General features: G+C 35.5%; 16 protein-coding genes. 2 read left to right on the top strand and 14 right to left on the bottom strand.

Annotated elements, in window-relative coordinates; all coding sequences use genetic code 11:
- Complete coding sequence (locus AC4BB7_RS04760) at positions 1–1,239, bottom strand: chloride channel protein (protein WP_490484582.1); 1,239 nt, start codon at positions 1,237–1,239, stop codon at positions 1–3.
- 221 nt (positions 1,240–1,460) lie between these two features.
- Here AC4BB7_RS04760 and AC4BB7_RS04755 point away from each other — a divergent pair, with 221 nt between their 5' ends.
- Positions 1,461–2,219: an exodeoxyribonuclease III gene (locus AC4BB7_RS04755; protein WP_086312061.1), complete on the top strand. Its 759-nt coding sequence runs from the start codon at positions 1,461–1,463 to the stop codon at positions 2,217–2,219.
- A 251-nt stretch (positions 2,220–2,470) separates the two neighbouring features.
- Entirely contained in the window at positions 2,471–3,004 is a 534-nt protein-coding gene (locus AC4BB7_RS04750; RefSeq protein WP_086312060.1) for a 3'-5' exonuclease, read from the top strand.
- Between the two features lie 47 nt (positions 3,005–3,051).
- Here the strand turns inward: AC4BB7_RS04750 and AC4BB7_RS04745 are convergent, their stop codons facing one another.
- The 13 genes from AC4BB7_RS04745 to AC4BB7_RS04685 form a co-directional block, all read right to left on the bottom strand.
- The gene (locus AC4BB7_RS04745; protein WP_490484581.1) at positions 3,052–4,740 is read right to left on the bottom strand and encodes an FAD-dependent oxidoreductase; all 1,689 of its coding nucleotides are present in this window, start codon (positions 4,738–4,740) and stop codon (positions 3,052–3,054) included.
- 96 nt (positions 4,741–4,836) lie between these two features.
- A complete protein-coding gene (ahpC, locus tag AC4BB7_RS04740; protein WP_086312058.1) occupies positions 4,837–5,400 on the bottom strand; it encodes an alkyl hydroperoxide reductase subunit C in 564 nt (187 codons plus the stop codon).
- Positions 5,401–5,766: 366 nt separating this feature from the next.
- Positions 5,767–6,546 carry an alpha/beta hydrolase gene (locus tag AC4BB7_RS04735; RefSeq protein WP_490484580.1) on the bottom strand — a complete coding sequence of 260 codons (780 nt, stop codon included), beginning with the start codon at positions 6,544–6,546 and terminating at the stop codon, positions 5,767–5,769.
- A gap of 141 nt (positions 6,547–6,687) precedes the next feature.
- Positions 6,688–7,314, bottom strand: coding sequence for an endonuclease III domain-containing protein (locus AC4BB7_RS04730; protein ID WP_086312056.1), 627 nt, complete (start codon positions 7,312–7,314; stop codon positions 6,688–6,690).
- 75 nt (positions 7,315–7,389) lie between these two features.
- Positions 7,390–8,070 (bottom strand): O-methyltransferase, encoded by a 681-nt coding sequence (locus tag AC4BB7_RS04725; protein WP_490484579.1) that lies wholly within the window; start codon positions 8,068–8,070, stop codon positions 7,390–7,392.
- An 86-nt stretch (positions 8,071–8,156) separates the two neighbouring features.
- Positions 8,157–8,519 (bottom strand): DUF1048 domain-containing protein, encoded by a 363-nt coding sequence (locus AC4BB7_RS04720; RefSeq protein WP_086314265.1) that lies wholly within the window; start codon positions 8,517–8,519, stop codon positions 8,157–8,159.
- The gene (locus AC4BB7_RS04715) at positions 8,509–8,844 is read right to left on the bottom strand and encodes a PadR family transcriptional regulator (protein WP_086312054.1); all 336 of its coding nucleotides are present in this window, start codon (positions 8,842–8,844) and stop codon (positions 8,509–8,511) included. The genes AC4BB7_RS04720 and AC4BB7_RS04715 overlap by 11 nt, the downstream gene beginning before the upstream one ends.
- A gap of 201 nt (positions 8,845–9,045) precedes the next feature.
- Positions 9,046–10,050, bottom strand: a complete 1,005-nt coding sequence (gene lplA / locus AC4BB7_RS04710) for a lipoate--protein ligase (RefSeq protein ID WP_086312053.1) — start codon at positions 10,048–10,050, stop codon at positions 9,046–9,048.
- Positions 10,051–10,063: 13 nt separating this feature from the next.
- Positions 10,064–10,804: an MBL fold metallo-hydrolase gene (locus AC4BB7_RS04705; protein WP_490484578.1), complete on the bottom strand. Its 741-nt coding sequence runs from the start codon at positions 10,802–10,804 to the stop codon at positions 10,064–10,066.
- 166 nt (positions 10,805–10,970) lie between these two features.
- Positions 10,971–13,391, bottom strand: a complete 2,421-nt coding sequence (locus AC4BB7_RS04700) for a MucBP domain-containing protein (protein WP_490484577.1) — start codon at positions 13,389–13,391, stop codon at positions 10,971–10,973.
- A 228-nt stretch (positions 13,392–13,619) separates the two neighbouring features.
- A complete protein-coding gene (locus AC4BB7_RS04695) occupies positions 13,620–14,417 on the bottom strand; it encodes a DUF975 family protein (protein ID WP_490484576.1) in 798 nt (265 codons plus the stop codon).
- 20 nt (positions 14,418–14,437) lie between these two features.
- Positions 14,438–15,520, bottom strand: a complete 1,083-nt coding sequence (locus tag AC4BB7_RS04690; RefSeq protein WP_086312050.1) for a M42 family metallopeptidase — start codon at positions 15,518–15,520, stop codon at positions 14,438–14,440.
- A gap of 317 nt (positions 15,521–15,837) precedes the next feature.
- Positions 15,838–20,172 (bottom strand): SpaA isopeptide-forming pilin-related protein, encoded by a 4,335-nt coding sequence (locus tag AC4BB7_RS04685; protein ID WP_490484575.1) that lies wholly within the window; start codon positions 20,170–20,172, stop codon positions 15,838–15,840.
- Positions 20,173–20,235 lie beyond the last annotated feature (63 nt).

Raw genomic sequence — 20,235 nt, 5'->3', positions numbered from 1 at the left:
TTATCCATTTTTTTTACCGACTATCTTCTTTTGGATTAATTGGTTTGATATCTTTTTGACCAAAAATAAAATAGCTGCTACTGCTAAAATGATTGGGCTTAAATTTAGTGGGAAAAACAACATCATAAACACTCCAACTGCAAAGGGTGACTTTATGATTGCAATTGCAATACTCGTACTCACGATTGCAACAATCAATAAACGATCCGTTTGAGGAAATAATTGTGATACAGCAAATCCTTGAATGATCGCAGAAAATACAATCGGAAAGATATCACCACCAACCCATCCTGTGTTCAAACAAATTTGTAAAAACAATAATTTGATCAAGGCAATCATCGTCAATACTAAAAATGAAGCTTGGCTTCCAACAAATGGAGCAAGTGAAAGGGATAACTGTCCTGAAAAAAGTAAGTTAGGCAAAGAAATACCTATCAAAAAGATTGCGATAGATCCTATCAACGCTTTACGAGTGGGAAATTCTTGCCAAAAATCTAGTTTTTTCTCTAAAAATTTAGTAAAAAGACTATAACATTTTCCAACTATTGCCCCGAATACAATCAGTGGCAGAGCTATCCACAGATCTCTCCATATCCAATTAGATTCACCCATTTTAGAAACAAAAGAGGGTTGTCCTGTCAGTTTCATCAATAGAACAAAAGTGATTAAACCGTTAATAATAAACAGTAGATAAAAAAACTTTTTTCTCGACTTCTGATGTCCTTTCACAGCTTTATTTTCATCATACGTCAACAAATAGCTTTTAGGGTTTAACAAACGTGCGGAACGCTCTTGTATTGATAAACCTCTCAGCTCTTTATAGTTAAAATAATAATAACGTAGTTTATCTGCCTGCCAAACGGATAAATAAATAACGGCACTTAGCAGTCCTGCTTCAGGTCCCACACCTGCACCAAAGATCAATACGATCAGCGCAATCAACAAACTACGGAAAACACTACTATGATCTAATGTTTTTGTTTGCTTTAATTCTGTCACTGAATCATGAACTGTATGAGGTAAATTCCCCCACCTTGCTCGAAAAAATCCCAGTAAGATCCCACCAGTTAAAGTAATGCCTAAAATATATAACACTCGCCAGCGGTTGCCAGGTGAAACTAAATTCCAAAGTAATTCGGAACCTATTCCTTCTAGTCTTAAAAATATAAAAGATATAACACCGATAACGCTACTTAGTATAATCCCATAAATTAATAACCCTATCTCTTTTGTATTCAATTTGATAGATCCTTTCAGTTCAGAATAATTAGATAGTTGTCTACTACTTCGCCTATAACTTTATCACAAATCCAAATACCTGGATACAAAAATGATACGCCTAAATTTGAATCAAAAAATTGACACATAATACCAAAATTCAGATTATGTATGTTAAACTATTCTAAAGTCTTGCTTACAAGAATCAATAAATGATATCAATTTTGAAAGAGGTCCTCAAAATGAAATGTATTTCATGGAATGTCAACGGTCTGCGTGCTGTTGTTAAAAAGAACTTTATGGAAGTTTTCAATGAATTAGATGCCGATTTTTTCTGCTTACAAGAAACAAAACTGCAAGAAGGGCAAATCGATTTAGACTTACCTGGCTACTACCAATACTGGAATTACGCTGAGAAAAAAGGCTATTCTGGTACTGCGATTTTTGCCAAAGAAGAAGCTTTAAGCGTTCGTTATGGCATGGGACTTGAAGAACATGACCAAGAAGGTCGTTTGATCACTTTGGAATATCCAAACTTTTTCATGATTACTTGTTACACACCAAATTCACAAAATGAGTTGAAGCGATTAGATTACCGAATGACGTGGGAAGATGCTTTTCGTGAATATTTGAATGAACTAAGTAAAGAAAAACCAGTTATCCTTTGTGGCGATTTAAATGTTGCACATCAAAATATCGATTTAAAAAATTGGAAAACCAATCAAAAAAATGCTGGCTTTACACCAGAAGAGCGGGCAAAATTCACTGATTTACTCGATAGTGGCTTTATAGATACCTATCGCCATTTCTATCCTGATCAAGAAGGCGTTTATTCTTGGTGGAGCTATCGTTTTAATGCTCGGAAAAATAACGCTGGGTGGAGAATCGATTATTTTGTCGTTTCAGATGACTTGAAAGACGCTTTGACGAGTGCGAAGATCCACACAGAAATTACTGGAAGTGATCATTGTCCAGTTGAAGTTGACTTGACTATTGCTTAGTGATTGTGACATAACTCTTCGAGTCATATCCCAATCACGTGGAATCCAGATAAACGGCGGGAGCAGAAGCAATCTTATCGGAAATAAGCTGATGTTGCACAGTACCTACTTGGTTATCAGGATTAAACACTTCTGTCCCAACCTCTTTTTATTTAGTTTCTGTTAATATTTTTCAATTAGGGTTACTATACGTCACTCATTTTGTTATACTACATGTATGAATTAATTTTGAACTGAAAGGGATAATGAACATGAATTTTTATTCCATAGACTTTGAAACAGCTAGTTATGCTAAGCATAGTGCCTGTTCTGTCGCATTAGTAAAAGTAGAAAACAATAAAATCGTTGATGAATATTATTCCTTGATTAAACCAGAAACAGATTTTTTTTGGAAAAATATTCAAGTTCACGGAATCAAACCAGAAGATGTAGCCGATGCACCTAAATTTCCCGAAGTTTGGAAGCAAATTCAAGGTTGCTTTAAAGCGAATAGCTTGGTAGTTGCTCATAATGCTCCTTTTGACTGTGGTGTTTTAGCTGGATGTTTAGATTATTATGGCATCGATCAGCCAAATTACCTTTCGCTATGTACTGTGAAAACCAGTCGTAAGTTATTTCCAGAAATGCCAAATCATAAATTAAACACCGTTTGTGAGAATCTAGATATTCAATTGAATAATCACCACGATGCTTTAGAAGATAGCCGAGCCTGTGCTGAAATTCTATTGTATCAGGAGAAACATTTTGGTGTCGAGCCTTTGAAAAAATTAGTTACAATAAAATAAGCAAAAGCCGAATCAAGAACAAGCTGTTCTTTTGATTCGGCTTTTCTTTATTTTTCTAAAATCTCAACGATCTCATCCATATTTTTAGAACCAAAAACAATTTCTTTATCATCAATGATCATTGCTGGAACACTCATGATTTTTTTCTCTGTCTTCAACTCTGGGAAAACACCGATATCGATCATTTCAGCTTCAACATTATGGTTGATTGAAGCAATTCGCTGACAAGCAGCGACCACATCTGGACAATAATGACAAGTCAATGAAACGAAAATCTGTACTTTCTTCTTAGGTAGTTCTTTGATTCTATTAACGACCGGCTCTTCTATTGGCTGACCAGCGCTTCCGACATTATAAACAGCTAACACGATCGAGTTGACTTCATGTCCACTTGGAATACCGCTAAACTTGATACCTGTGTATTCACCTTGGTCATTTAAAACAACTACACTTGGTAATTTATCAATGTCATATTTTGCTTCTATATCAGAATCTGTACCTTTTTGAACAGTTTCCAGAAAGATTTTGTCGCTTAATGAGGCAAATTCTGTTAGGAATGAATTTAATTCAAGTGATTTTTCTTCACTGCTGTCCATAATTTGTAACAAGGTTACATTCTTCGTCAATTTACCGAAAATACCGCCCAATTGCTCTCTCATTGCATCAGGGAACCATGTGTTATTACCACTTGTTGCTTTAGCTGGTTTCTTCTCTGCTTTTGGTTGGGTTTCTTTATTTTCAGCATGTTGCTTCGCTAAACGTTTTTCCATACGTTCATTGACGATCGGCAAACCAGCTTTTGTTTTTTCTTCTGTGATATATTTTTGTGCATTTGTTGCAGCGATTGCACCATCTGCAACAGCAGTAACGATTTGACGTAATTCTTTGATACGTAAATCTCCAGCTGCATAAACACCTGGTACATTGGTTTCCATATTTTCATTTGTTGGTACATAGCCACGGTCTAATTCGACTTTCCCTTCAAAAATCTCTGTACTTGGTTTGTTTCCTGCAAAAACGAACATACCAAATGTACTGTCTGCTGGCGCTTCATATGTTGTTTCTTCACCCGTTTCATTATTAACAAAAACAGCTTTACGAACAAAGTCATCGCCAGTGATTTCTTTGACTTCTGTATTGTAAACAATTTTGATATCTGGATGTTGTTTAGCTGCTTCTGCTGTTAGTTTTGCACAAGTAAAATCAGGTTCACGAATGATCATCGTCACTGATTTACCGTAACGAGTTAAGTAAACCGCTTCTTCTGCCGCGGCATATCCGCCACCCAGTACGAAAATATCTAATCCTTGGAAAAATTCACCATCACATGTTGAACAATACGCAATCCCACGACCAGTAAATTCAACTTCACCTGGGAAACCGATTTTACGTGCTGAAGCGCCTGTTGCGATGATCACAGCGTAAGCTTGATAGGTTTTAGTTGCCGATTTCACTGTTTTGACAGTTTGGCTTAAATCAACATCAATGATTTCATCTGTCGTAAATTCAACACCGAAATCTAGTGCCTGTAAACGCATATCTTCCATTAGTTCAGGCCCAGTTGTTGCTCGAATCGCTGGATAATTCACGATTTCAGAAGTTGTCGTAACTTGCCCACCAATCTTATCTTTTTCAATAATTAATGTGTCTAACATTGCACGTCCAGCATAAATACCCGCTGATAAAGCTGCTGAACCGCCGCCGATCACGATCAAATCATAAATTTCTTGACTCATATCTGTTCTCCTTTTATAAAATTCATTGTTTTCAGTCTGAAAATTTTAAGAAAGACTCCCCAAATAAGGAAGTCTCATCGTTGTCTATTAAAATGTTTAGATTTTACCAACTAAGTCTAAACTTGGTGCAATTGTTTCTTCGCCTGGTTTCCAGTTAGCTGGACAAACTTTATCGCCATGTTCAGCTACAAATTGAGAAGCTTCTAATTTGCGAACTAGCTCTTCTGCATTACGGCCGATTCCCATGTCGTTGATTTCATATGATTTGATTTCGCCTTCTGGGCTCACAATAAATGTTCCACGGTATGCTTGACCTAAGTCTTCATTTAAAACACCGAAGAAACGAGCAATTTTACCATTTGGATCAGCTAACATTGGGTATTTGATTTTACCGATCGTATCTGTCGCATCTGCCCACGCTTTATGAACAAAGTGGCTATCTTCAGATACAGAATAAACTTCACAATTCAGCTCTTTTAAGTGATCGTAGTGATCTTGCATGTCCCCTAATTCTGTTGGACAAACAAATGAAAAGTCAGCTGGATAGAAGAAGAAAATACTCCATTTACCTAATACGTCTGCCGTTGATACTTTGATAAACTCACCATCTTGGTATGCATCACATTCAAAGTCTAATAGTTTCGTGTTGATTAAGTTCATTTAATTATTCCTCCTAAAATTTAAAAGCGTAATGAGCTCACTTAGTCTAAACTGAGAAGCAGGAAAATATGAATGAGATGTTTTCTATCTCAATCCTATTTTATCTTTTTTCGGAAAGACTAGCCCATGCAGCTAAATATTTTTCTACACTCTTAGCGTATCAATTTAAAATTATTATGTCAATAGAATTATTATAGTTAAGTTATTTTATTTTTGGTATTTTTGTCTTTTATTTGAGAAAATAGCTCTTTCATTCTCAATAACATAAAAAATCAACGTTTATTTTATTGTCTGATCATAATCACACAATAAAATAAAAACAGGACACAGACAGCAGCCTCTATCCTATTATTTCTTTACTTTATTTTACCAAAAAAATTTCTTCAACAATTGAATGACTTCCTGGTTTTCCACTAGTTCACTGTGACTTGTATTTACGCCTTTAATCAATACTTCTTGATACTCAGCTACTTGATCGTGGTAAATGTACCTTCCAGAAAAAACGCTTTGCACAGGTACTTTGTTGTCAGATGCTGTCTCTTCAACTTCTCCAGCAATATTCAACATCTTGATCGTATCGGGAATATTTTCTTGCTTCGCTAAATAACCTTTTAGTAAATCACTTGTTTCCTTTACTTGCGTAAATGAAGTCACTGCATCATTGTATTTTTTTGATGTATCATTGTAGGGTGTGCCTAAGGTTATTAGTTTAGCTAATTTAGGATCTGACGCTTGCTGAAATTCTTCAAGGTAAGACGTGATCACTAGTCCGCCATTAGAATGACCTAGATAGTTATACGTTTCAAATGAGTATTTTTTTTGAATATAACTCAGTGCCAGTTGATACCATTTTCCTTGGATCGCTAAGGTTTCATTACTGCTATCTTGAAACGCAATCACAATGATAGGATGTTTTGTTGAATTTTTCAGCTTGCCTTTAGAAAATACAGTACCATCTGTCGCTACAGTAACTTTCAACACATCAGCTTTAGGCTCTATCATTTTGATCAACCCATTGAAGCGATTTACAGTTCCATTTGTGCCAGGAACCAAAATCGTTGGAATGTTAATTTCCACAGGTTCACTCGTTTGTGTAAATTTTTCTGCAAATGCAGTAAAGCTTTTTTGAAATAATAGAAAGAGCATTATAACAACACCTACTATCAAAAGTATTTTGGGACACTTTCTTTTTATCCTGTTATTGTTCTTCATGGCGTTCTCCTCCAATATAGAGAGAGTCTACGCCTTGAAACTTAAATGAAAATTAAACATAAAATAAACGCTCGTTTAAGAACATAAAAATGTTTCATCCATATTTTTGTCTTTATTAAAATGCTTTCCATGAACGTCAATTGCTGCATGCCATTCTTTACATAAATCATGAGGGATTGATTCCGTCAAATGCATAAAATCTTTGCGCATTTCTTCATAGGTTTTATATGGTCCAAAACCTAAACGGTTAAATAAACGAATCGCATATTGATCCGCGATAAACACATTTCGCTCAAAAATATAAAGCAGCATCGCATCTGCTGTTTCTGAACCTACACCTTTAATCGTTAAAAGTTCTTTTCTAAGCGCATCTGTCGAATATGTACGGAATTTATCAAAATCACTATCATGAGAAATAAACCAATCGATCAATGCTTTAATATAGCTACTTTTTTGTTTAAAAAATCCTGCTGGCCGAATTAGTTCTTGCAAAGTCTCCAATTCAATTTCCAGAAGACTTTCTACAGTTAAATATGGCCCCAAATTTCCTAATGCTTTGTGGGCATTTTTTTCTGTCGTTTGCTGAATCAAGATCATCGATACCCAATCAGATAAACGATTCTCATCTTCCCACCAATACTGAAACCCATAATGTTCAACTAAGTTATTTAGCACTTGAAGCTTGTCTCTATCTGTTTTCATTTTTTCCCCTCCTCTGTGGCTATATAAAAAAACTTAGGTCAAAATAATTACATCCTGACCCAAGCCGTATAATGGTTATTCGGTTATTTCTTTTTCTTTTGTGATCATGATTACACCATCGCCTAATGGTAGTAACGTCGAAGTCAAATCTGGATGGGTCATCACAGTATCTAAAAATTGATTCAGCTTTCTATGGATCGTTCTTTGGCTACGTGGAATTTCCTCAATTGGATCTAAAATTGTTCCTGCTTGGAAAACATCATCCACCATTAGAACACCACCAACGCGTAGCAAACGTAAACATTCTGGTAAAAATTCAATATATTTGGATTTCGCACTGTCCATAAAAATAAAGTCATAAGGACCCGTTAATGTCGGTAAAACTTCAGCCGCTTGACCTTCTAATAAAGTTATTTTATCTGTCAATCCTAGGCGTTCATAGGTTACTTTCGCTTTTTTGATCATTACATCAAATCGATCGATTGTTGTCACATGTCCGTCATCTCCGACGTATTGTGCCATTAAACTAGAAGAAAAACCGATTGCTGTTCCAATTTCTAAAATATTCTTGGGTTTGATTTGATCTAAGAAAAATTGTAGAAACACAACGGTTTCATGAGGGATGATCGGCACCCCTGCCGCGTGGGCTTCCTCTTCGATAACGCCAAGTTCACCTTGGATTTTTTTTTGTTTATTACGCATAAAATCAACGAGTTCTTTTTTTACAACTGGTCGATGCATCATTTCATTTCGCATACTATCGCTCCTTTTCGCTTCTTTATTATACGAATTGAAGGATATGATGTCAAAAAATAATTTTCATCTGTTTCACTTATACTGTTCTATTCTTTACTGATTTTTTTAGCGATTCGTTCATTCATTTTTCTTTTTAGTTCATTGATCCGTGTTTTAGCCTGCATTTCATGAAGTGTATTTTCAGCAAAAGATCCAACATCTTCTCCAACTAATTGTAAAACAGGTATATTATTTGCAGCGCCTTCTTCAAAAAAGTCTAGTAATTCCAGCATTGGCGGAAGCATGTCCATCCCATCACCTGCGGTAAATTCCCATAAAAATTTTTGAACTTCTTTATAAACAATTTGATAATCAGAAGGAAGCTCCTTTAGTCGTGCCATTTGCCTGTTGTATTCTACCTTATCCGCATGAACTTGTTTGAAATAATTGATGACGTTTTTATTTTTCATCATCTGTTCCCTCCTTTAATCGTTCGATTTGACCTGAAATAAAGGTCCAGCGTTGCCAAAATAATGCGAGTTCTTTCTGACCTGCATCATTTAAAGAATAAAATTTGCGCATTGGTCCAACCGTTGATTTTTTCTTTGTAACTGTGACTAAATTCTTTTTTTCCAAGCGTAAGAGAATCGTATAAACCGTTCCTTCAACAATATCTTCAAACCCATATTCTTGTAAATTATTGGTTATTTCATAACCATACGTTTCATGCCGATTGATAATTTCCAAAATGACACCTTCTAAGACACCTTTTAGCATTTCTGTTATCCCGTTCATAATGTTCATCACCCGTTCTTTCTTTTGATACTTTAGATTCTTTTATCCCTAAACTACTAAGTAGTGCTAAGTACAGGTATATAGTATAACTTAGTAGGGTATTTGTCAACTACTTTGTTTTACTAAGTAGTTGGATATAAGAAAAGCACTTGTAGTAAAACTATTCTCTAGTTTTACTACAAGTACCTTATGTTCTATTTCTTAATAAAGCAAACCAACCAAATCATCTTTTTCAATATTACCAAAATATTTTTTAAGATCAATCTGATCGACAGCCGCTTCAATTGCAGATTTTTCATATTTTGTGCCCGTCAATATTTCTTCAACATCCTTGATTTCACCTAATCCAAAGAAATCGCCAAAGATTTTGATTTCTTTGATTTCTCCATCTTCTACATTCATTTGTGCATCAATGGAACCAATTGGGAAGCGTTGATGACGTTCCAAGTTAAAGGCTGGTGATTTTCCATAATTCCAATCCCAGTTACGATAATATTCGTCTGAAATCTTGTTGATTTTTTCCCAATCTTCATCCGTTAACTCATATGTTTTCACTTGATCGACAGAGTCAACACCAAAGATTTTCAATAAGATATCTTCACGAAATTCTTCTGTCGTCATATCTTGTTTGTCTGCTGGTAGAAATGGTTTGATATTCGTTACCCGAGAACGAACGGATTTGATTCCTTTAGATTCGATTTTATCTTTGCGAACTTTTAAGGTGTTCACCACTTCATCAATATTACTATCAAACATCAAAGTACCATGGGCAAACATTCTTCCAGCCGTTGCATACATCGCATTTCCAGAAAATTTCATACCATCGATCACTAAATCGTTACGTCCTTTTAATTCAGCACCAGAAACACCTAGCTCATGCAACGCTTGAATAATTGGTTGTGTTACTTTCGCAAAATCACGAAAAGAATTACCATCATCTGGCATGATAAAACTGAAATTCAAGTTCCCATGATCATGATAAACAGCACCTCCACCGCTTAAACGACGAACCACATGAATTCCATGTTCATCCACATATTCTTTGTTGATTTCTTCAATCGTATTTTGGTTACGACCAATAATAATAGATGGATCATTAATATAAAATAATAAAATCGGCTCATCTAAAGGTTTTTCTTTTAATAAATACGTCTCGATCGCTAAGTTGACTCTTGGGTCATTGTTTTCATTTGGTACAAAAATCACAGTTCACCACTCCTTAAATTTCAATAACTAAATTTTTCTCTGCTAAACTAACGGACACTTGACTACCAGCAGCATTTTCAGCTTGTTTTTTCAATTCTGCTAATGAACCATGTTGGGGTAAATGAGTCAGGATCAGTTTTTTGACATGAGCCGCTTTAGCGATTTCGCCTGATTCTTTTGAAGTGAAATGGGCATGATGCTGTTCATTTCCTTCAAATAAATAAGTATCCGCTAAAAAAACATCCGCATCTTTAGCAAACTCAATAAAACTTTCCAAATAACCTGAATCACCTGTGAAAACGAATACCTTCCCTGTTTTTTCTTCTACAAAACGCATTGCATAACATGGAACAGGATGGATTGTTTTCATAAACGTTACAAGAAAAGGCCCTAATTTTAATTCTTCTGCTTCAAAATAGGGAACTGCTTTTGACACGTTTGGCATATTTAAAGACTCAAAATGAACAGGATCATCTGTATGTCCGTAAATAGGTAATATAGGCGTTGGTTCCATCACTGGGTATAGCTGACGATAATATTGTAACACTCCCAGATCAGCAATATGATCATAATGGTAATGTGACAATATCACAGCATCTAAGGTTAATGGATCAATATGCTCTTCTAAATTAATTAAGGTTGTACTCCCAGCATCTAGTAATAGCTTAAAACCATCTGATTCTAGCAAGTAAGAACTGGTTCCTTCTCCTTTATAAGGATAAGCACCTAAACAGCCTAAAACGGTTATCTTCAACTTCATCGACCTCCTTGATTAGTTTTCACTTAATGGTACCACAAAAAAGGAAATCATTGATAAAAACAGACATGATTGAACAAAAAAAGACTAAAAATAACTTAAACAGTCATTTTTTAGTCTATAAATTTCCATAACAGGATTTCAATCAACAGCGGTGAATCAGCTATCTTTTTGTTTTCCTTTTTTTCAAAAGATATAGAACACCACACAAAACTATAATTCCTCCACCCATGAACATCAGAGATTTTTTGTTATTCTCTCCTGCTAAAGGCAATTGTTCTTTGATCTGCGTATTCTTTTGGTTATTTTTCATTTCTTTATTCTGGCTATAAACATATGTTACTGTATGGTTTTGTTTTTCAACTATACCTTTTGCATTTTTAGGTAATTTGTTTTCATTTAGTGTGTAACCATCTATTATAGGTTTATAATTTGCTATGGAAACATCATAAGATGTACCGATATTACCACTAATCGTTTTAGAATCATGGATTTTTTTACCAGCTTCATCTACGTAGTTTATCGTGATCGTCCCTATTTTTGCTGGATTTTTTTTATAAACATACTCTACTGTTATTGGTTTATCACTCAATACTCCTGTCATATGTTCAGGTAACTTGCTTTCATCTAGTGTATAACCGTCGAGTGTAAGCTTATACTCGGCACTTGTCGCATCATAGGTTTCGCCAATATTTCCACTGATTGATTGAGCGTCGTGGAGTTCTGCTCCTGTTTCATCTACATATGTTACCGTGACATCTGCTGCTTTTACTGGATTTTTTGTATAATTGTACACAACGTTTTGGGCTGTTTCACTTAATGTTCCTTTGGCATTTTCTGGCAGGTTGCTTTCATCTAGTGTATAACCGTCGAGTGTAAGCTTATACTCGGCACTTGTCGCATCATAGGTTTCGCCAATATTTCCATTAATTGATTGAGCGTCGTGGAGTTCTGCTCCTGTTTCATCTACATATGTTACAGTGACATCCGCTGCTTTTACTGGATTTTTTGTATAATTGTACACAACGGTTTGAGCTGTTTCACTCAATGTTCCTTTGGCATTTTCTGGCAGGTTGCTTTCATCTAGTGTGTAGCCGTCGAGTGTAAGCTTATACTCAGCACTTGTCGCATCATAGGTTTCGCCAATATTTCCACTGATTGATTGAGCGGTGTGGATTTCTGCTCCTGTTTCATCTACATACGTTACAGTGACATCCGCTGCTTTTACTGGATTTTTTGTATAGTTGTACACAACTGTTTGGGCTGTTTCACTTAATGTTCCTTTGGCATTTTCTGGCAGGTTGCTTTCATCTAGTGTATAACCGTCGAGTGTAAGCTTATACTCGGCACTTGTCGCATCATAGGTTTCGCCAATATTTCCACTAATTGATTGAGCGGTGTGGATTTCTGCTCCTGTTTCATCTACATACGTTACAGTGACATCCGCTGCAACTCTAGTGACAGGCTGCCAAACGTACGTATCATTTTTTGGAGCAAGATCAAAATTACTCATCAATTCTCGACTTGTCCAGATATCTGCACCATTAGGATTACCACTTGTACCATCACCAATGTTCTGCCACATTCCAGTATACATATCATTTATAGGAACCAGCGGTAATTCAGGATTAGTACTTGAATTACTGCCTATAAATCTAAAACTTGAACTAAGCGTTAATTCTTTTAATGCGGTAGTATTTTGGAAAAACCTTGATGTTGAGTAGGCATTATTGGAAGATAACCTAGTCATGTCAAAGCCAGATAAATCTAAAGACTCTAATGAACTATCCCCCATAAAGACTCCTTGCGCTGAATACATCGGTGACAGATTCCAATTCGATAAGTTTAATGCCTTCAATTTCGTCATGTTTGCAAATGCATAGGTTATTGCAGTTATACTTTGTGTGTTCCATGTTGAAATATCTAGATTCTCCATATTCACACATCCATAAAAAAGAGAAAAAATATCTTGTACTTTAGATGTATCCCAACTCGTTAAGTCTAATGAAACTAGACTGGCACAATCAGCAAAAGTACGCTGCATATTGACTGTATTTGAAGTATCTAGGTAGGAAATATTTTCAATTTCAGTCACATTAGATAGGCCTTCAAACAAGCGTTCCATAATGGCTGATGCTACAACAGGTCCTTCGAAAACAATCTTATTTATGGAATTTCTATAATCCAACCAAGGACTTTGACGATAAAAACCAATTTCCGGGGTATCATCAAATTCACCTTGCTGAATATGAAGTACACCTGTGTCATCTATAGACCAATCACTTGTTCCAAAGGTACCTGCCGCAATATCAGTCGTAGATACATCAAATGTGGAAACTTCTCTTTCACTAGTTTCTTGTGAAACGGTAAAATCAATTGTATCCCGACTATTCGACAATTCAGTTGGATTACTTGTCCCACTGGATTCTGAAGAAACGGTTTCTTCACTTGAAACTTCTACTGCTTCTTTTGAATCATTACTAATCTTAGGGGAACTGCTATCTATTGTTTCGGCTAAAATAATGCTAGGTTGCCAAATACTTATTAATAAAATAAAAAGCAATGTAAAACACGTTTTTTTCACAACTATTCTCCTATCATATTTTGATGTTAAACCATATTAATCGAAAACGTTCGTTATGTATAGTAAAAGCGTTCTTCTATCTCTATTATATTTATGTTTTTAAATTTTTTTAATATAATAGTTTTACACAACAAAAAATCTCTCTTATTTGACCTTTTAGTAACGAAGAGCAAACAAAAGAGATTTTATTATATAGTGTATTACATATGATTAAAATTTTTCAATTCATTATTCTACACTAATCGGTGCACCTTTTTCTTCACGAGCTGTATCATAAAAACTTGCGATAGCGACATTATGATAAGGAATCACCCATAACAAACCAATCCCAAATGTTAATACACCGATGAAAAACCAACCAATGAAAGATAATTGTAATAAGAAATACTGTCCAAAACGTCCTTTCATCAAAGACAACGCATATTTGATCGTATCTCCTACTGGCAATTTATTATCATCGATTTTTACCCAAACAGCAAATTGGAAAACACCACTCACAAAAACACCTATGAAAGCTGCTAATATAGTAAATAGAAGAATCATTAATGCAACTGTCACATCACCCGTTGCTTCTCCTTGAATTTCTTTCAATGGAATTTTATTGACCATCATACTAAAGTATAGAACCACTCCTGAAGTTAAAAGGATCGGTAATAATATAATTAAATTCAGTATTGCACCAATAATTGCTTGAATAAGATTGATCAATAACATAGGAATATAAAATTTTCCTTGAAACATAATCCCAAGCATACTTGCATCAGCTTTTCTTCCTCTTAATACTTCCAAGGCACAATAATATGTTGCATAGGTAAGTGCAAAGAAAATGAAGTTATTCAATAAGAATGTGATAACATTACCTGTTGCGCTATCTTCTGGCGCTCCTACAATCATCGATACCACTGCACCGATCAGCATAGTAATCAATGCTGCTAAAAAAGTAATCCAAGCCATTGTTCCCCATTGATCTTTTAATGATATTCGAGCTTGCTCTCGATGCATTGCATTTGTAATTTGACTTTTCATTTGAAACATCTCCTTCTGGTTTAATAACTGCGAAGCTTATCTACCGTTTCTTGATCTAAGCGTTTAACGACTTCTGTCACTAATTTAACTGTATTTAAATAATCATCTTCATGAATCATAGATGTATGAGAATGTAAATAACGAACTGGAACTGTAATTGCCAATGAGGGTACACCGTTTCTAGATAAGTGCATTCTGCCGGCATCAGTACCGCCACCTGTGATTACAGTATATTGGAAAGGAATATTATTTTCTTCTGCCACTTGGATCACAAAGTCACGCAATTTTTTATGCGGAATCATTGAAGCGTCGAAAATCAAGATTTGCGGTCCTTTTCCTAATTCAGAGTCCGCTTCTTTAGGCGTCATTCCTGGAGTATCTCCGGCGGTTCCAGTATCTAATGCAAAAGCAATATCTGGATCAACTAGATGAGTACTTGTTTGAGCACCACGTAAGCCAACTTCTTCTTGTACATCGCTTCCAGCAAATAAAATATTAGGATGCCCTTCTGTCGCTAGATTTTCCAAAACTCTTAAAGAAACGGCTGTACCGATACGATTATCCCAAGCTTTAGCCAACATAAACTTAGTATTGTTCATTCGGCGATATTCAATGTAAGGCGTGATCATGTCTCCAGGTTTAATGCCCCACTCAGCCACTTGTTTGTCACTAGAAGCACCGATATCTATAAACATGTCTGCTACATCATAAGGTTGTTTTCTAGCTTCTGCCGTTAAAACATGAGGTGGTTTTGAACCAATCACGCCATGAAACAAGTCGCCTTTTCCTGTTTTGATTTGCACTTGTTGCGCCAGCATAACCTGTCCCCACCAACCCCCAAGTGTTTGGAATTTGATAAAACCTTTTTCTGTAATTTGAGTGACCATAAAACCAACTTCATCTAGGTGTCCTGAAAAGAACACTTTAGGGCCTTCTTTATCACCAACACGCTTGGCAATAATACTCCCTAACCCGTCATACATGATTTTATCTGCAAATGGTTCTGCATATTTTTTAAATATCTCTCTGACTTCTCCTTCATTGCCTGGTACTCCTTTAGCATTGGTTAAGTCTATTAATAAACGTTCTTCTTTTTGATCCAAAATATTCCCTCCTAAATTTAAAAGCTGAAAGAACTCGTTCAGCCTTGATAGGAAAATAGAAAAAATTCACTGAGACGCTTTTCGCCCTATGCTATTTTTATCTTTTCCCCAAAATCTTCAATTTCTAGAACTTTAGCTCTTAGATGTTGATGAGATCGAAGCAATGTCTAATGCTACTCAATTCTCGCTAATCGTATTATATCACTTATTAGCACTCTTGAAAAATCAACTGTATATTAAAAATATAAAATGAAAAGTGATAGAAGTACCCCTAAAAATAGGCACTTTCTATCACTTTCTTTGCCATCTACATGAAATTAATTGTTGTCTATTTCTTTTTTTCTAAAGTAATAAATAACATAATACCCCAGTAGGCTGACAATCAAACTATTCCCTAATAAAACATACCAGTTTTCGACATGTTCATTAGTTCTCGGTAACTTTTTCTTAGCAAGTGTCGTTGTGTTCGGTAACTTATTTTTGTTTGCTTGCGTTGTAGTTTTTTCTTTTGGTACTTGCGGATCAACGATAGGTGGAACTGATTCTTTTTCGTATACATAGATTATTTTTTGTGGTGCTTCTGTAAACATCACTTCATCTATTCCGGCTAACTGATCCATCTTATTCCTTAATTGAGGCGTTGCTTTTTGTACTTCTTTAAAACGGAAGCCAGCAATTTCTTTTGGTTTAACTGTTTGTTTTGTGCCAACTTTTCCTGTTAATACATCATCATCATCAATTTTATTTCCTTTTGTATCTACATGTTGGAATAGAATTTCTCCTGTTATATGCTCGTTTTCTATAGTTAAATCATGATTTAGGTGCTCAGGATCGATCGTGATGTCTTCCTTATAATCTTTCAGATGATAACCAACTGGCGCTTTTGTTTCAGTGAGTGTATACGTACCTTGAGAGATTTTGTCAACCTCAGCGATACCATTCTCATCTGTTGTCAATTTGAGTTGCCTTGTTGGATCATTTTTAGAAACCAGCGTAAATTCAGCCCCGCTCAGAACTTGCTTCGTTTCTTGATCGATTTTTTTCACACGGACCGTTCCAGTTAGTAGTTGGTTGACTTTGGTTCCTGTGACCGCTGTTTCTGATTCGATCAACTCTTTCGTCAATGCTAATGCAACTGGTTCTTTATCTAATTCGTAGCCGCTAGGTGCTTCTACTTCTGTAAAGGCATATTCACCCTCTGACAGGTCAGAAACTGTAATCAAGCCTTGTTCATTTGAATTGAATATGTGAGCTAATTTTTGATCCTCCGTCCAACTAGACTGTCCTTGTTCATCTATCTGGTAGTATTTTTTTTCTGGATTACTATGAGATAAAATGAACTTAGCATCTGGTAACGCATCACCTTTTGGATCTTCTTTTTTCAACTCTAGAGTTCCTGTTGTGATGATTGGTTGGTTTTCAACAACAGTTATATAAGTTGGATCATCAATATCCTCATCAGATTTTGTTGATAAAAGTACACCTTTTTGATACTCGTCAGATAATTTATACCCATCTGGCGCTGTAATTTCTTTGATTAAATACTCACCTTCGGCCACTGATTTAAAGGTAGCATTCCCTTCTTGATCAGACGTTACCTTTAGTCCTAATGATTGATTGCTTTCTTTATCAAAAAGTTCAAAAACGGCTCCTTTTAAAGGTTCTTGTGTACGTGCATCAACTTTTTTCAATGGAATCTGACCGACACCTTTTCCAGAACCAGAACCACTTGTGACCGTATGATTTACTGTTGCCCAATCTGTTTTGATTGCATTATCATTTGAAAACACAGCTGTATTAAGTACATTTGCTGATTTTGTCGTAACTGTTTGATAATCGACAGAAACTCCTCGAGTTTCTTTTTTAAAGGTGATTTTAAAATAATTCGTCTCATAATTTTTCAAAAGTGCGCCTGCCGCACTTTGATTCGGATCGTAAGTGAAGGTAATTTCATAGTCTTCACCTAAGCTGAGAACCTTATTAGTGACTAAATCTCTAACAACAAACGCATCATTCCCTATCACAAAGTTAGTATTTTCAGCTTTCGATAAATCACTTAGTGTGAAGCTATCTTCTAAAACTAAATTTTTATACGGACGGTTTTCCGGCATAGTATTCGTTTGAATATGCCAATTAGCAAGTTTGTTATCCGCTAGCGAAATTCTTCCATACTTATAAGTATTGATCCCCAAAGCGACTGTTTCTTCTGCTTTAAGCTCGTGTTGGTAGTCTTTTTCATCACTGATTTTAGCGATATTCGTAAATTTAGTATAGTAATCGGAAACAGGCGCTGTAGCTGGTGCTGTTTTATATCGAATTGCTACTTTTTTGTTGCCAATAGCTGAAAATTCTAAATGAATGTGATTGTCTTTGATTTCCATAACAGTTGGATAACGGGGATCTCCTGGTTGGATTGCTGCTCCTGTCAGAACAACTTCTTTACCATCTTCATTGACAATCTTGTCTAGTTCGAGAATCTCGATCGAGTCCTTATCTAATTTTTGAATCGATTCTATTTCATCATCTAAAATAAGATTTTTATATTTATGACGCTCTTCATTGATCCCAATCGTCCAAGTAAATAATCCAGCCGTATTCGCATACGTAACATTTTTCTTACCGCCCCCAACTAAAAAGTTAGGAATATTAAATGTCGCTGAAGCTTCCATCGGAATATTTCCATTACCTGCCAGAGAGACCTTATTACTTAGTTCGTCGCCTACTTTAACATCTGTATTGTCAAATTTGCTTGTATATGTCAAAACATATTTATTCGTTGTAACACCACTGTGAACACCCAACATGTCCACTGTAAAACCAGAACTCGTTTTCTGGATTGTGTAATCTTGTCCTGCAACTAATGGGTGCTTTGTTTTATCGTCCCCTTTAGCATAATAGTAAAAATCAGCTGAACCATCCACTAGCTCTTTTACTCGCTCGCCAAACTCATCAATCATTTTATTGAACTGCATTCCCCAATGTTTATTGTTAACAATGATCGACCAGTCTACTGTACCATCCGTCATATCTAGAGAATCTTCTTCTAGTATTTTAGAAATGTTTGATGGGGCTAGATTGATTTTTGCAGTGTCACTTCCTAACGTATCTGAAGCTTCATTTTCAATCACACGGGGGCTAGGATTTTGAACCGCTGTTTCATAGACAAACCGATATGCCTGAGTTGAAGGTGTGCTTGGGTTATTGTTATACGTGTAATCCGTTGTATATTGACCAAAACCACTTGTATCCCAAAGATTTGATGAAACAAAACCACCTTGGCTGATTGAATTGGTGCCATAAACATATAAAAAATAAATTTTTAGATTTGAAAAAATTAAATCATTAGCAACTTCATCCTTGATGATGTCTGTAAACTTGCTTCCTTGTGTTAGCTCTGTATTGTCCAAATTATAATCGATTGTCCAAACGATTGTATTTGTTTTGACATTGTACTCACCTTTTTTGGTTATATGAGGATTGTGATTATATTGGAAATATACATAGTTTGTAAGAGCTGTTCCATAAATAGTAGCCTGAGTTCTCAGATAATATAGCTCTTCATTCACGATCGAATTTTCTTCAATAACTGATTCATACGTCAGGATTACCGCTTTATTTGTTTCTTTATTTAAGGTAACTTCCAAATTTGCATCGTTTTGTTGAAGTGTATACTCGCCACTCCCTAACAAAACAGGTTCGCCAATCAACTTGCCCCCCATTGAAACGTCTTGTTCAAAGACTTTCACATTCTTGATATCGATATAAGAAGACGCATCTTCTATCTGACTCGAACCGTTTTTATTGATCATGTTTTTGACCACTATTTTTTGATTTGGCTGGATAGTTTCTCGATTAATATTGGTTTTTATTTCTGTTGATACTATATCTGTATTAAATTTTTTATTTTTATTCAGAGTAATGCTTCCTTCACCTGAAAGTTTAAATAAAATATCGTATTGTTTTGCCTGGTTGTTCGCTAATGGAAAAACAATCGTTTTAAGTAAGTCACTATCATCGCTATATGGAATAAAGCTTGTTTCAATATCGATTTGATATTTTCCATTAACTACTGTTTCATTAAAAACGATGGTAAGTTTTCCGGTTGTGTCGATAGTCCAGTTTCCGACTGTTGCTAATTTTCCGGATATGTTGTTTGAAATCGCAATATCTGCTGGCAATTGATACTCATATGTTCCAGCTTGGATTGTTTGATTTTCGGCCCCAACTTGTAAGGTTAACTTCAATGGTGCCTGTCTTTGAGGTCGATTCGTCGTAGTGTTGAATTCTGCTCCTTTTGAATCCGTCAAGGTAACATTTGTGATTAGATTCTCAGTTTGTTTTACTTTTGCTTGGCTTGGCTCCATCCGAGCCTCAGCAGATGAGCTTTCTACTGATTCTCCTGGTACATCTATGCTTTCAGATATTTCTTTCGATTCAGTCGAATTTTCCGTTGTAGCATCTGTTGAAACTTCACTTGGAGCTGTGCTTTCTGATGAAGCTCCATTGTTCAATGTCTCACTTGTTGGATTATTCATCGAAGTTTCAGAAGTTTCTTCTGGTACCAAAGTTTCAGCAAGACTAACAACAGGAATCAAACAGTTTGCAATCATAAAAATCAATACCATTATTATCCAAAATTTCTGTTTTTTCATTTGTGCCCTCTCCTCTATTTAATAAAAAAAATATAACTATCATTATCTTACCATAAATTTTAA

Source organism: Enterococcus sp. AAFC-DPL-5182, from assembly GCF_058216605.1.
The sequence above is the reverse complement of the archived record's forward strand: the minus strand, read 5'-3'. Positions and strand labels throughout refer to the sequence as shown.